The sequence below is a fragment of the Alistipes onderdonkii genome, assembly GCF_025145285.1.
GTDB classification, from domain to species: domain Bacteria; phylum Bacteroidota; class Bacteroidia; order Bacteroidales; family Rikenellaceae; genus Alistipes; species Alistipes onderdonkii.
On sequence record NZ_CP102251.1, the window covers coordinates 1,605,033 to 1,618,742 of the forward strand.

The window sequence follows — 13,710 nt, forward strand, 5'->3', positions numbered from 1 at the left end:
TTACATTCTGAATGAGAATCCGCCGACAAAGTTAACATCGTCGAGTGCCGGATTCCAAATCAGATTGGTAAAAAGTCCAATTTTCATACCGCCGGCACCCTTGATATCCCAGTTCTTGCCCGCATTGAGGAAGACATTCTGCACGTAAAAATCACGATCACCGCAGTTGTAGGTCGCAGCGGCGTTCCAGGGAACCATACCCACGCCGGCCTTCATGTCGATCGTCTTCACCGTGAAAGGATAGGCCACCTCGAAATAGGAGGCATAGGCACGTTCCCCCTCAAAGTTCCGGTCGGCAGCGCCGAACAGAATCGTGTACCACGACAATGTGAAAGGAAGCCGTTCCGATACGACCCAGCTCGCACCGACCTCGATGCGGTGGGGAGAATGGTTGTTGAACATGAAATAGCGGTCGTCGTCATGCCCGGTCCAGTAGAGGTCGGCCACCGAAAGCGTCACAGGCCCCAGCTGGTAGGCCAGCGTGAGATCCATCTCCTTGTAGCCGCTGTCACTGAAATCGATCGATCCCCATGCGGTTACCGAAAAGTTGCCGGCAGTCATGGTCAGCGTGGGCTGCAGGGCCGGCCCAGACTCCTTGACGCCGCGCCAGTAATACGAACTTACGAGATCGGTACCGCCGCCGAACGACACTCCTCTCTCTTGAGCGGCAACATGATTCGTTCCAAACAGGGCCGCAGCGGCCAGTACTCCGAGTAAAATACGTTTCATAGCTAAGAGATTTCTTCGTTGATTGTTAATGATTCGAGATTGTTTTTTCGTCCGTTGCGTCCCGAAACCCGTTCCCGGGTTCGGGCGTACGCGACGGGAAATGCAGGGTTTGTGAAGTCTGACTTACGAAAACCGGATAACCGACAAAGTATCAGATCAGGTCTGTAACCAGGAAGGCGACCAAAAATACGATCAGTACGATCAGCCACCGTTTAGTCCATTTATCCAACTTTTTCATAAGTCTATAGGCTATTTATTCTGTGCAGTATCCAATGCCACATTCAGTTTCAATACATTGACTTTGTAGGTGCCGAACAGGCCGAGCCATGGTTTGTGAATATTCTCTTCGACGATCTTCTTCACCTCAGCCTCGGACATACCGCGGGCCGCGGCGACGCGGCGAATCTGAACTTCGGCGCCGCGGGGTGAGATGTCGGGATCGAGGCCCGAACCGCTGGCAGTCACCATTTCCGAGGGCACCTCCTCGCGGGAGAGGTAGGGGTGCGCCGCGAGGAAATCCTGCACGCGCTGTTCCACTTCGGCCAGGTATTCGGGATTGGTCGTAGCCTTGTTGCTGCCGCCCGAGCCGCCGCCGTTGTAATCCACGGCCGAGGGACGCCCCCAGAAATAGATGCTATCCGTAAAGACTTGGCCCACGTTGGCCGCACCAACGACTTTGCCGTTGTAGGTCACCATAGGAGCCTCCCCGTCATTGGGCGATGCCACCCACGCTATCAGGCGCAGTACCAATACATAACCGACGAACAGCACGACGCACATCGCCAGCGTTATCTTGATCGAAATCCAAAGGTTTTTCATAATTGCAACACGTTAAAAGAATACACTTACCAACATATCTATCAGTTTGATGCCGATAAACGGAACGATGATACCGCCCAAGCCGTAGATGAAGAGGTTACGGCGCAGCAGGGCCGAAGCCCCGATCGGCTTGTACGTCACGCCGCGCAGCGCCAGCGGAATCAGCAGCGGGATGATGACCGCATTGAAAATCACGGCCGACAGGATGGCGCTCTCGGGCGAATGCAGGTGCATGATGTTCAGGGACTGCAGAGCCGGGATCGAGGTGATGAACAGCGCCGGGACGATGGCGAAATATTTCGCAACATCGTTGGCGATGGAGAAGGTGGTCAGCGTGCCGCGCGTCATCAGGAGCTGCTTGCCGATCTCGACGATCTCGATCAGTTTCGTGGGGTCATTGTCCAGGTCGACCATGTTGCCGGCCTCCTTGGCGGCCTGCGTACCGCTGTTCATCGCCACGCCCACGTCGGCCTGTGCCAGCGCCGGGGCATCGTTCGTGCCGTCACCCATCATGGCCACCAGTTTGCCGGCCTGCTGCTCGCGTTTGATGTACTCCATCTTGTCTTCGGGTTTGGCCTCGGCGATGAAGTCGTCCACACCGGCCTGCTCGGCAATGTATTTTGCCGTCAGCGGGTTGTCACCCGTCACCATCACGGTCTTTACGCCCATCTTGCGCAGGCGCTCGAAGCGTTCGCGGATACCCGTCTTGATGATGTCCTGCAGTTCAATCACACCTTTAATCTGCTCGTTCTCGCAGACTACGAGCGGCGTACCGCCGTTTTCCGAGATCGTGCGCACGATCTTCTCCACTTCCGACGAGAAACTGTTGCCCGCTTTCTGGGCGATCGTCCGGATCGCCTCCGATGCTCCCTTGCGGATGCGGCGCCCGTCGGGCATATCCACACCGGAACATTTGGTCTCGGCCGTAAATTTCACCATATGTATACCCATCAGATCGGTCTGGCTGAACCGGAAACCCTGTTCACGCCCCAACTCAACGATAGACTTACCTTCGGGTGTCTCATCGGCAGCGGACGAAAGGACGCAGAGTTGGAGAAATTCCTTGGGATTCACCCCGCCTACGGGATAGAACTTCGTGGCCTTGCGGTTACCGATGGTGATCGTACCGGTCTTGTCGAGCAGCAGCGTGTCGATGTCGCCGGCAGTCTCGACGGCCTTGCCCGACTTGGTGATGACGTTGGCCTGCAGGGCGCGATCCATACCGGCGATGCCGATGGCCGAAAGCAGGCCGCCGATGGTAGTCGGAATCAGGCAGACGAACAGCGAGATGAACGCCGCGACGGTGATGTTGGCGCCGACGTAATCGGCAAAGGGCTTGAGCGTCGCGCAGACGATGACGAACACGATCGTAAAGCCTGCCAACAGGATGGTCAGGGCGATCTCGTTGGGCGTCTTCTGCCGCGAGGAACCTTCCACGAGGGCGATCATCTTGTCGAGGAAACTTTCGCCCGGCTGTACGGTCACCTTTACCAGAATACGGTCGGAGAGTACTTTCGTACCGCCCGTGACGGAACTCTTGTCACCGCCGGCTTCACGGATCACCGGAGCCGACTCACCCGTGATGGCGCTTTCGTCGATCGACGCCAGTCCCTCGATTATCTCACCGTCGGCAGGGATGGTGTCGCCCGCGACGCATTCGAATACGTCACCCTTGCGCAGCGCCGAGCTGCTGACGATGTGCGATTGTCCATCCTTCTCGATACGTTTGGCAGGAGTCTCCTCACGGGTTCTGCGCAGCGAGTCGGCCTGCGCCTTGCCGCGCGCCTCGGCGATAGCCTCGGCAAAGTTGGCGAAGAGCACCGTGGCCAGCAGCACGAGGAAGATCACGATATTATAGCCCAGCGATCCCTGCGACGTGTTGCCCGTCACGGCGATCCAGACGATCAGCAGCAACATGACGAACGTTACGACCTCGACCGTGAACATGATCGGGTTCTTGATCATCACACGCGGATCGAGCTTGCGAAACGACTCAACGAAACTTGCATTTACAAGCTGTTTGTTGAACAACGAATTATTTACTCGATTTTTCATTTTTCAAATCCGGATTAGAAACTTAAATAATCGGCGATGGGGCCCAGAGCCTGTGCCGGGAAGAACGAAAGGGCGGCGACGATGATGATGACAGCGAAAGTCATCAGCGAGAAGGTGCCCGTGTCGGTCTTCAGCGTACCAGCGCTTTCGGGGATATATTTCTTCGATGCCAGCAGTCCGGCGATGGCAACCTGTCCCACGATCGGGAAATAACGCCCCATGATCAGTGCGATGCCGGTCATGATATTCCAGAACGGCGTGTTATCACCCAATCCCTCGAATCCCGAACCGTTGTTGGCGGCAGCCGAGGTGTACTCGTAGAGCATTTCGCTCAGGCCGTGGAATGAGGGGTTGTTCAGCCAGCCGATCTCCGGGTTGGCAGCGGCTACGGCGGCTGAAATTCCCGTGCCGACGAGGATCAGGAAGGGGTGCATCAGCACGACCAGCGTGGCGATCTTCATTTCGCGCGCTTCGACCTTGTGTCCGAGAAATTCGGGGGTGCGCCCCACCATCAAGCCACTGATGAAGACGGCGATGATGAGGAAGGCGAAGTAGTTCATCCAGCCTACGCCTACGCCGCCGAACCAACAGTTGATCTGCATATTGAGCATCTGCATCATACCGCTCAGCGGAGTCTGTGAGTCGTGCATCGAGTTGACCGAACCGTTCGACGTGACGGTCGTCACCATGCCCCACATGGCCGAAGCCGCCGAACCGATGCGGATCTCTTTACCCTCCATCGAGCCGAGATCCTGCGCAATGCCCATTTCGTCGATATTGGGGTTGCCGCCCATCTCCTGCGGAACGGAAACAAAGACACCAGCCGTGAAGGCGAAGAGCATAACGCCGAAGATCCAGGCGGCCAACTTGCGGCGACGCACATAGAACCCGAAAGCCCAAGCCATCGCCATCGGGATAATCAGAATCGACCAGCACTCCAGCATGTTCGTGAAGGCGTTGGGATTCTCCAGCGGATGAGAGGAATTGACGCCGAAATAGCCGCCGCCATTGGTGCCCAGCTGTTTGATAGGCACAATGGCCGCCGTGGGACCCTGGGAGATGACTTGCTCGTTGCCTTCGAGCGTAGTGATGGTCTGTTTGCCGTCGAACGACATCGGTGTGCCGTTGATCACCAGCAGAATACCGACCAGAAGCGACAGGGGCATCAGGATACGGGTCGTACTCTTGACGAGGAACACCCAGAAATTACCGATGGCTTTAGTGGTCTTGCCCGCCAGCGCTTTCATGATACCGGCCATGGCTGCCATACCGCACGCTGCGGTGATGAACTGGAAGAGCATGATCACGAACAACTGCGTGAAATAAGTAAGACCGCTTTCACCGCTATAATGCTGCAGGTTGCAGTTCACCATGAACGAGATACAGGTGTTGAATGCCAAGTCGGGTGTCTGGTTGGCATTACCGTCGGGATTGAGCGGCAGCCAACTCTGGCAGCAGAGCAGCACCATGCCCCAGAAGAACCAGAAAAGGTTGACCATCAGCAGCGCCTTGAGGAACTTCTTCCAGTCCATATCCTCGTCGGGATTGATGCCGCAAACCTTGTAAATGCCCCTTTCGAGAGGTGTCATGAAATCGAGCCACGTACGCTCGCCTCGGTATACTTTGGCAATGTAGCGTCCCAGCGGATAACATAGCACCACAAGGGCCACCCATTGCAGAATAACGCCTAATATTTCCGTATTCATTTATTTATCTTTTTACGGGTCAGACAATCAGAATTTTTCGGGTTTTATGAGCACATACATCAGGTAGACGAATCCGACGATGCTCAGAATAAGCAGTCCTGTAAACATTTTTAATCAGATTTTTTCAAACCAATCCACACATTTGAAATAGAACCAGTAGCACAACGCCCCCAAGGCGCACAGCAGGATGAAAAGTACGATTGCATTCATCGCTTCAGCTTTTTTGAGTTAGACAACAATTTCGTAAAACCGCAAAGCATCCGGCACAGCAGCAGCATTGCGCCGCAAAATATCAGGATCAGGATCACGATTACCATGTCGATTTCTTCTTTCGGTTTGTACCCGGTAGCATACGAAGGCTGTGCCAGAACATTCGTCCGGGCACTATCCGACTGGTTGTCAACAGGATTGGATTCCGGCACACCGACCCAAAAGAACGGCCGCCCTATCAAAATGATAAGGCGGCCGTCTCAGAATGATACGCCTGGCGCCGGCGTCAGGGCTTCATGCCGTAACTTTCCAGCTTGCGGTAAAGCGTGACGATGCCGATGCCCAGCAGGCGGGCGGCTTCGGCTTTATTTCCGTTCGTGTATTCTAATATTTGAAAAAGGTGCTGCAAGCGGCTATGTATCTGAGATTTCTCCACAGCCCGTGCCAATAATGGCAAAATTTTATTGTTGTCATCACCTTTGGTAATATAGGCGAAAGCACCGTTCTTAATGGCCTGCACACCGTCAGGAATGTTGCCATAGGCAGTCAATAAAATAACTTCTACCATCGGAGCCACTCCTTAATGCGTTCCACCATATCGACGCCATTTCCATCCGGTAATTCCACATCGCATAAAACAACATCCGGATCTTCTTGTTGAAGCAACATAAGCCCCGAAGCACAATCTTCAGTTTCTTGATCGGCATGTGGATACTGCCCGGAAGCATATGACGGACGGTAGAGAGATCGACGACATATCTTTCGATAAACTCCCGCTTCAACTCTTGAGCGGAATATCCTCGACTTTGTATTCGTAATGCAGGAATGCCGCAAGCGCTCCTTTTTTTCGGTGCCGGTATCCGCCTTATCCCAGGCGGATGATCCGCGCCTCGTCGTCCGACTCGGGCAGCGGGGCGGGGGTGAAGTCGGAATACCCCGCCGCGATGGCGCATAGGGGTTGGCAGTTCGCCGGGATGGGCAGGAAACTGCGCAGGTAGTCGGCAGCAGTCTCCCCGCCGGGCTCATCCTTGCGGCGCGGGCGGCCGTCGATGTGCACCCAGCACGATGCCAGCCCTTCGTCGACACACGCCAGTTGCAGGATGGTCGCCGAGATCGCGGCGTTCTCGCGCCACAGGTCGCTTTTCGTAGTATCGCCCAGCACGACGATCGCCAGCGGGGCGCCTTTCATAAACGCCGAACCGTAATCGCGCATGTCGGCCATGCGGGCCACCAGGACAGGGTCGTCGACCACCACCAGGCGCGTCGTACGGGTATTGCGCGCCGAAGGCGCCGACAGGGTCTCGTGCAGGATGCGGTCTACGACCTCACGCGACACCGCACGCTCCGAAAATTTGCGGATGCTGCGGCGTTTTTCGATCAACTCTTTGAATTCCATCTGTTTTTATATTTTGTGTTTTCGGCCTCTCTTTTGCAAAAATAGTGAAAAATAGGTATATTTGAAATTCTAAAACAACCGTAAAAGCATGGATTACCGATTCACCATAGCCCTTATCTACGATTTCGACGGCACGCTCGCCCCCGGCAACATGCAGGAATACGACTTCATACCCGCCGTGGGCAAGAGCAACAAGGAATTCTGGACGGAGGCCAACACGCTGGCCGAAGAGCAGGATGCCGACATGGTACTGACCTACATGGCACGCATGTTACAGGAAGCCAAGTCGAAAGGGCTGTCGCTGCGGCGCGAGGCATTTCAGGATTCGGGACGCCGCGTGACGCTTTACAAGGGCGTGAAGGAGTGGTTCGCGCGGATCAACGCCTACGGCGCCGCACACGGGATAAGGATCCTGCACTACATCAACTCGTCGGGGATGAAGGAGATCATCGAAGGAACCCAGATCGCACACGAGTTCCGGAAGATCTATGCCTGCTCGTTTCTCTACGACGTCGACGGCATCGCCTACTGGCCCGCCGTGGCGGTCAATTACACCAACAAGACGCAGTTCATCTTCAAAATCAACAAAGGCGTCGAATCGGTGTTCGACAGCAAGATGGTGAACCGTTACATCCCCGAAAACGAACGTCCCGTGCCGTTCAAGCACATGATCTACGTGGGCGACGGGACGACCGACATCCCCTGCATGCGGCTGGTGAAAAATTCCGGCGGACATTCGATCGCGGTCTACAACCCCGACCAGAAGGGTGCCCGCAAGGAGATGGCCTCGCTGATCCACGACAACCGCGTGAGCCATGTCTGCCCGGCCGACTATTCCGAGGGTTCGGACATGGACATCCTGGTGAAGACCATCATCGACAAGATCGACCTGGACGACCGGCTCGAAAAACTCGAAGTCGTGAAATGACCCGGCCCGCGGAACGGGAAGCGGATATGCCCGGGACGCCCCCGGAAACGGGCAGCGAGGAAAGCCGGGCATCCCGACGAAAGATTCAAGCATCGGAAAAAGAGAATATGAACATTATTTTCGCAACGAACAACGCACACAAGCTCACCGAGGTGCAGGCCGTACTGGGGCCCGGATACAAGTTGCTCACGCCCCGCGACTGCGGCGTGACGGAGGAGATCCCCGAGGAACAGGATACCCTCGAAGGCAACGCCTCGCAGAAGGCGCATTACCTGCACGAACGCACCGGAATGGATTGCTTCGCCGACGACACGGGGCTCGAAGTCGAGGCGCTGGGCGGAGCCCCGGGCGTACACTCGGCACGCTACGCCACCGACGGGCACGACTTCGCGGCCAACAACCGGCTGCTGCTGAAAAACCTCGAAGGGCAGGCCAACCGCCGGGCACGGTTCCGCACGGTGATATCGCTGCTCTTGGACGGCGAAGAGCACCTTTTCGAAGGGATCGTCGAGGGGCGCATCATCGACCGGGAAACGGGGCACGAGGGATTCGGGTTCGACCCGCTGTTCATCCCCGACGGATACGACCGAACCTTCGCGCAGATGACCACCGGGGAGAAGAACGAAGTGTCGCACCGTGCCCGTGCCGTACGCAAACTCGCCGCGTATTTGCATTCCGTCGAGAAATAAGCGTCTTTACGAAAAACAGGCGGCACCCCGGCAATGGCCGAATAAATTCGGCATTGCGCCCGGCTTGCATCGTCTTTAACCCTGTTTTAGACTGGCGGCGCCTCGGCAAAATGCAGGTAAACTTGCTTTTGCCCTCGGCTTGCACTATCTTTGCCGTTCCTATGGAAGAGAGAAATTACAACAAGGAGGAGCGTTTCGACGCCAAAACCATCGAAGTGCTGAAGCACCACTACACCGAAATACTGCGGTTGCTGGGCGAGGATCCCGCACGCGAAGGGTTGCAGAAGACCCCCGAACGGGTGGCCAAGGCAATGTCGTTCCTGACGAAAGGATATGACGAAAACCCGTTGGAGATCATCCGCTCGGCGACGTTCCGCGAAGAGTACAAGCAGATGGTGCTGGTGAAGGACATCGAACTTTATTCGCTCTGCGAGCACCATATGCTGCCGTTCTACGGCAAGGCGCATGTCGCCTACATCCCCAACGGCCATATCACGGGGCTTTCCAAAATAGCCCGTGTGGTGGAGTGCTTCGCCCGCCGCCTGCAGGTACAGGAAAGGCTGACGGTGCAGATCCGCGACTGCATCCAGGAGGCGCTGAACCCCATGGGCGTGGCCGTCGTGATCGAAGCGAGCCACATGTGCATGCAGATGCGCGGCATCGAAAAGCAACAGTCGGCGACGACAACCTCGGCCTTCACCGGGATTTTCCTCTCCGACCACCGCACGCGCGAAGAGTTCATGACCCTGATCTCGCACCGGTACCGGTAGACCCGCCGCACGATAAAACGGAACGTCCCGCAGCGCACGGCTTGCGGGACGTTCCGTTTGCGGGGGCGACCCGATTATGATTTACCCTTACCCTTGAGCTCCACCAGGGCGGCATTCAGCGCCCGGTGAAGCGAATACTGCGAAAGGGGTTTGACGAGGAATTCGTTGCACCCCGCATTGCGCGCGCTCTCGATCTCGCTGCCGGACGAATAGGCCGACATGGCAATGATGGGGACGTCCGCCGAAACGCTGCGGATACGCCGCGTAGCCTCCAGGCCGTCCATCACAGGCATGCGGATGTCCATCAGCACGGCATCGGGCTGCACCGTCCCGAACATGTCCACGGCCTCGGCTCCCGTATGGGCACGCACGAGGCTGAAGCGGCGGCTGAGGACGGCTTCGATGAGTCTGAAATTGGTGTCCGAATCCTCGGCGACCAGCAGTACCCACGACTTGCCGTCGTCCCGGCCCGGGGCGGCGCAATGCTGCTCGTCGTCTTTGCCGCCGTCCCGGTGGACGACGGGGATCGAGAAATGGAACCGCGTGCCCTTGCCGGGTTCGGAATCCACTCCGATTGTACCGTCGAGTTTCTCGACGATCATCTTCGAAATGGCCAGCCCGAGCCCGGTTCCGGCTGCGAAATCGTTGAGTTTGACGAACCGGTCGAAAATATTGCGCGCCTTCTCGGGCGGTATGCCCATGCCGGTATCTTGGACGAAGAACTCCACGCACCCGTCCTTCAGGTCGAACCCGAAGCGGATCTCCCCCTCTTCGGTAAACTTGCCGGCGTTGTTCAGCAGGTTGGAAATGACCTGTGCCAGGCGGTTCTGGTCGCAGACGATCTCCACGTTCGCGACCCGTTCCTCGAAGACCAGCTCCACGCCCGGCTTGACGCGGGGTTTGTGGACTTCCAGCTCCGAGCGGCAGAGGTCGTTGAGGTTCATCGGCCTGAAGCGGAATTCGAGCGTCCCGGCTTCGATCTTCGAAATGTCGAGGATATCGTTTATCAGTTGCAGCAGCAGCTCGGAATTGACGTCGATGATATCGATGAACTGTTGTTTCTCCTCCTCGGTTTCCACTTCGCCGATGAGCTTGGCAAAGCCCACGATGGCATTGAGCGGCGTGCGGATCTCGTGGCTCATGTTCGCCAGGAAGGCAGATTTGAGACGGTCGGACTCCTCGGCGCGGATACGCGCCTCGACGATCTCCAGCTCGGCATTCTTCATGTCGGTGATGTCCCACGAGACACCGATGATGAGCGGAAGACGGTTTTCGACCGGCACCAGCGACTTGGAAGTATTGACGATACGGGTCTCGCCCGTGACCGAGACGTACTCCTCGATGAAGGTCTGGCGTTCGCCCGTACGCAGCAGCGTCAGGTCGTCCTGGCGGAAATGCTCCGCATCCTTCGGGCTGGGGAAAATCTCGTAATCGGTATGCCCGAGCGCCCTGGAGGCCGGAATCCGCGAATATTCCTCGAACGCCCGGTTCCAGTAGAGGTAACGGAACTCGTTGCTCGGGTCTTTCACGAACAGATAGACCGGGACATTGTTGAGGATGCACTCCAGGATGGAGTTCATCTCCTTGACCTTGCTCTCGTGTTCGATGCGCTGCGTCACGTCCCGGCCGAAGAACCAGACGATCTCGCGTTCCTGGAAGTAGTCGTAGATGATGTAGGCCACGATGTCCCACGCCACGATATGCCCCTGCTCGTTCTTGAAGCGGACGGTGTATTTGTGCGAGCCGTTATCGCGGCGTATTTTCTCCAGCCGGGCATCCCACTGCTGACGGGAACCTTCGTACGACCAGAAATCGTAAACCTTGTGTTGCGAAAGGTCGCCTTCGACATCGTGCCGCACCCGGAACTGCTCGTTGGCATATTCCATCGTACCGTCCAGGCTGCAGGCGTAAATCTCCTCGTCGACATTGTTCAGCGCATATTTGACCATCTCCAGCTCATGCTTGGCGGCCTCGGCCTCGGTGATGTCGCGGCAGATGCAGAGGGCATGCTCCTCGTCGAGCGGGAAAATCCGGTTTTCGTAGTTGCGGGTTCGGCCCCCGAGCGTAATGTCGTGGTGGGAAGAGGAGCCGCACCCCGTCGCAAAGACATTGTCGAGGTTGTTCTTCACATTGCGGCAGGCCGAGGGCGAAAGCATCGTCCGGATATTCTGCCCGGCGAGCTCTCCGCCCGGAACCCCGACATGGTTGGTCTCATCCGCGGAAACCAGTTCGACCAGCGTCCCTTCGCGGTCGAGCACGGTCAGCATGTCGGGTATCGAATCGAGAATCTTACAGGCATAACGCTCCCGAAACCGACTCCCGGAAGCCTTCGGCGTATCGAGTTGTGCCTCGAGCTCTTCGATCCTGCGGATAAGCTCTTCGCGGGAGCAGTTATCGTATCGGCTCATACATTGTGGTATTGTGCATAGATAGTTACAAAAGTAATATATTTTCCGAAAGACGAACCATTTTCGGGCCGAAATCGCCAACGATTACGCCCCATGTAGCAACGATACCGTTCGGTAGCAGCATTCCCGACCGCAACTCGGTGCTATTACCGTTCAAAAACAGCGCAGAAAAAGCCCGCAAAGAATCTCTTTCCGCCCGGCACCGGGTCAAGACGCCCCAAAATGGGCTATTTCTCGCCGGGTTAAACCCCTGTGCCCGACCATAGAACACACCGCAGCCGCGTTGCATATCGCAAAACTGCTTTTTTATATCCCGATCAGGCTTCCACGCGTAAAAAAGGTGTGGAAGGAACGAATTTTGAACATGCTCCGAGACAGCAAACTAAAAAATCAAAATCATGACCGTCAAAAAATTACGTTACCTCGCATACGCACTCGTTGCAGTTGCGTTTTGCGCGTGCCAGAAAGAGCCCTCGACATCGGGCCTCCACAAAGACTATCTGGTCTACACCGCTTACGACACCGAAGCCGACTTCGGTGCAGTGGACACCTACTACCTCCCCGACAGCATCCTGCTGATCGGTGGCGCAGACAAGACGGAATATTGGAAAGACGGCAATGCGCTGGAGATCGTCAACACGGTCGCCAGCCGCATGAACGCCGCCGGCTACACCCGCACCGAGGACAAGGATGCGGCCAGCGTCGGCCTGCAATTGAGCTACGTGCAGAAAGTGACCTATTTCGTGGGTTACGACTATCCCTACTGGTGGTGGTACTACCCCTACTACTGGACGCCCGGATACTGGGGCGACTGGCTGGGATGGCACTATCCCTACCGCGTATATTACGGTTATACGGCCGGTTCGCTGCTGATCGAGATGCTGGATCTGGAAGCCGACCAGCAGAGCGGCAAGAAACTGCCCGTCATCTGGGACAGCTACATCGGCGGCCTGCTCACCTCGTCGGAAAGCCTCAACCAGCAGCGCACGCTGGACGCCGTCGAACAGGCATTCGACCAGTCGCCTTACCTGAAAAAATAATTTAACCGTAAAAACACGTCCGATTATGAAAACATCGAAATACCCGGTTCTAAAAACCATCGCACTCTGTGTCGTCCTGCTCGCCGCTGCGCGCACGGGCAAAGCGCAGATCTTCCCGAACAATTACATCAACGTCGACTGGCAGATGGGCGTGCCCCTGGGCAGCAGCCTCGCCGACAAAGCCTCGGGCTGGGGCATGAACTTCGAAGGCGGCTATTTCATCACGCCGGCCATCGCCGTGGGCCCGTTCATCTCTTACCAGACCAACCTCGAAACGATTCCGCGCCAGACACTCGACCTGGGCAACGGTTCGGCCCTCACGGTCAACCAGAAGCACTCCGTATTCCAGCTGCCGTTCGGCGTCACCAGCCGTTACACCTGGCTTACGGACAGCGTATTCCAGCCCTATGCAGGCCTGAAGCTGGGAGCCAACTACGCCGAACTTTCGTCCTATTACTACGTCGTCAAGCAGTACAACGACACGTGGGGATTCTACCTCTCGCCCGAAATCGGCGTGAGCATCTTCCCGCGCCCCGACTACCGTTTCGGGTTCCATGTGGCACTCTATTACAGCTATGCCACCAACAGCGGCGACGTCCTGACTTACTCGGTCAACAACCTCAATAATTTCGGCATACGCGTCGGTATATCATTCTGACGCAGAGTGGGAAAGCGCCTCTTGTGGAGTGCCCCGGTTCCTGAAAAGGGATCGGGGTTCCCTTTTTCGGGGAACCTTTTCCCCGGCGGATTTGCAGGTTCGGAAAATTGTACCTACCTTTACAACGACTAAAACCATTGGATGTTTAAAACGGATACGGCATCGTAGGAATCCATAACTTGCATTGGATTCCGACTCTTTCTTCCCTCCCGGGGGCATTTCTGCCCGGGCGGACATTCATTTTGCCTTATTTTAAAAAATTCGCCATGCACGGGATTTCCCAATCCATCCTGCGCGCGGCC

At 56.5% G+C, this 13,710-nt stretch carries 13 protein-coding genes and 1 pseudogene; 5 read left to right on the plus strand and 9 right to left on the minus strand.

Annotated features, from left to right (window positions below; genetic code table 11):
- The 8 genes and pseudogenes from NQ559_RS06655 to NQ559_RS06685 form a co-directional block, all read right to left on the minus strand.
- On the minus strand, positions 1 to 651 hold the full coding sequence (locus NQ559_RS06655; RefSeq protein WP_018695592.1) for a hypothetical protein: 651 nt from the start codon (positions 649 to 651) through the stop codon (positions 1 to 3).
- A 327-nt stretch (positions 652 to 978) separates the two neighbouring features.
- Entirely contained in the window at positions 979 to 1,548 is a 570-nt protein-coding gene (locus tag NQ559_RS06660; RefSeq protein ID WP_018695591.1) for a K(+)-transporting ATPase subunit C, read from the minus strand.
- 12 nt (positions 1,549 to 1,560) lie between these two features.
- On the minus strand, positions 1,561 to 3,603 hold the full coding sequence (kdpB, locus tag NQ559_RS06665) for a potassium-transporting ATPase subunit KdpB (protein WP_026318312.1): 2,043 nt from the start codon (positions 3,601 to 3,603) through the stop codon (positions 1,561 to 1,563).
- 14 nt (positions 3,604 to 3,617) lie between these two features.
- Complete coding sequence (gene kdpA, locus NQ559_RS06670) at positions 3,618 to 5,309, minus strand: potassium-transporting ATPase subunit KdpA (protein ID WP_018695589.1); 1,692 nt, start codon at positions 5,307 to 5,309, stop codon at positions 3,618 to 3,620.
- A 27-nt stretch (positions 5,310 to 5,336) separates the two neighbouring features.
- Entirely contained in the window at positions 5,337 to 5,417 is an 81-nt protein-coding gene (locus NQ559_RS16020; RefSeq protein ID WP_018695588.1) for a potassium-transporting ATPase subunit F, read from the minus strand.
- 388 nt (positions 5,418 to 5,805) lie between these two features.
- Positions 5,806 to 5,928, minus strand: a complete 123-nt coding sequence (locus NQ559_RS06675; RefSeq protein ID WP_018695585.1) for a helix-turn-helix domain-containing protein — start codon at positions 5,926 to 5,928, stop codon at positions 5,806 to 5,808.
- A pseudogene (locus NQ559_RS06680) lies at positions 5,917 to 6,206 on the minus strand (response regulator); the annotation flags it as partial. The pseudogene NQ559_RS06680 and the gene NQ559_RS06675, both read right to left, overlap by 12 nt.
- A gap of 178 nt (positions 6,207 to 6,384) precedes the next feature.
- A complete protein-coding gene (locus NQ559_RS06685) occupies positions 6,385 to 6,915 on the minus strand; it encodes a nitroreductase family protein (protein WP_018695583.1) in 531 nt (176 codons plus the stop codon).
- Positions 6,916 to 7,003: 88 nt separating this feature from the next.
- On the opposite strand from NQ559_RS06685, the gene NQ559_RS06690 reads away from it, so the two are divergent.
- The 3 genes from NQ559_RS06690 to folE all read left to right on the plus strand — a co-directional run bounded on the left by NQ559_RS06690 (position 7,004) and on the right by folE (position 9,302).
- Positions 7,004 to 7,843: an HAD family hydrolase gene (locus NQ559_RS06690; protein ID WP_018695582.1), complete on the plus strand. Its 840-nt coding sequence runs from the start codon at positions 7,004 to 7,006 to the stop codon at positions 7,841 to 7,843.
- Positions 7,844 to 7,950: 107 nt separating this feature from the next.
- Positions 7,951 to 8,532, plus strand: coding sequence for an RdgB/HAM1 family non-canonical purine NTP pyrophosphatase (rdgB, locus tag NQ559_RS06695; protein WP_026318311.1), 582 nt, complete (start codon positions 7,951 to 7,953; stop codon positions 8,530 to 8,532).
- Positions 8,533 to 8,693: 161 nt separating this feature from the next.
- On the plus strand, positions 8,694 to 9,302 hold the full coding sequence (folE, locus tag NQ559_RS06700; RefSeq protein WP_018695580.1) for a GTP cyclohydrolase I FolE: 609 nt from the start codon (positions 8,694 to 8,696) through the stop codon (positions 9,300 to 9,302).
- A 74-nt stretch (positions 9,303 to 9,376) separates the two neighbouring features.
- Here folE and NQ559_RS06705 read toward each other — a convergent pair whose 3' ends face one another.
- A complete protein-coding gene (locus NQ559_RS06705; RefSeq protein WP_018695579.1) occupies positions 9,377 to 11,710 on the minus strand; it encodes a PAS domain-containing protein in 2,334 nt (777 codons plus the stop codon).
- A 398-nt stretch (positions 11,711 to 12,108) separates the two neighbouring features.
- On the opposite strand from NQ559_RS06705, the gene NQ559_RS06710 reads away from it, so the two are divergent.
- The gene (locus NQ559_RS06710) at positions 12,109 to 12,750 is read left to right on the plus strand and encodes a DUF4136 domain-containing protein (RefSeq protein WP_018695577.1); all 642 of its coding nucleotides are present in this window, start codon (positions 12,109 to 12,111) and stop codon (positions 12,748 to 12,750) included.
- Positions 12,751 to 12,775: 25 nt separating this feature from the next.
- Entirely contained in the window at positions 12,776 to 13,408 is a 633-nt protein-coding gene (locus NQ559_RS06715; protein WP_018695576.1) for an outer membrane beta-barrel protein, read from the plus strand.
- Positions 13,409 to 13,710 lie beyond the last annotated feature (302 nt).

Excerpts from the sequence above, each read along its gene's own strand:
- NQ559_RS06660 (WP_018695591.1), bottom strand. The coding sequence starts at position 1,548 with ATGAAAAACCTTTGGATTTCGATCAAGATAACGCTGGCGATGTGCGTC.
- kdpB (WP_026318312.1), bottom strand. The coding sequence starts at position 3,603 with ATGAAAAATCGAGTAAATAATTCGTTGTTCAACAAACAGCTTGTAAAT.
- kdpA (WP_018695589.1), bottom strand. The coding sequence starts at position 5,309 with ATGAATACGGAAATATTAGGCGTTATTCTGCAATGGGTGGCCCTTGTG.
- NQ559_RS16020 (WP_018695588.1), bottom strand. The coding sequence starts at position 5,417 with ATGTTTACAGGACTGCTTATTCTGAGCATCGTCGGATTCGTCTACCTG.
- NQ559_RS06685 (WP_018695583.1), bottom strand. The coding sequence starts at position 6,915 with ATGGAATTCAAAGAGTTGATCGAAAAACGCCGCAGCATCCGCAAATTT.
- NQ559_RS06690 (WP_018695582.1), top strand. The coding sequence starts at position 7,004 with ATGGATTACCGATTCACCATAGCCCTTATCTACGATTTCGACGGCACG.
- rdgB (WP_026318311.1), top strand. The coding sequence starts at position 7,951 with ATGAACATTATTTTCGCAACGAACAACGCACACAAGCTCACCGAGGTG.
- folE (WP_018695580.1), top strand. The coding sequence starts at position 8,694 with ATGGAAGAGAGAAATTACAACAAGGAGGAGCGTTTCGACGCCAAAACC.
- NQ559_RS06705 (WP_018695579.1), bottom strand. The coding sequence starts at position 11,710 with ATGAGCCGATACGATAACTGCTCCCGCGAAGAGCTTATCCGCAGGATC.
- NQ559_RS06710 (WP_018695577.1), top strand. The coding sequence starts at position 12,109 with ATGACCGTCAAAAAATTACGTTACCTCGCATACGCACTCGTTGCAGTT.
- NQ559_RS06715 (WP_018695576.1), top strand. The coding sequence starts at position 12,776 with ATGAAAACATCGAAATACCCGGTTCTAAAAACCATCGCACTCTGTGTC.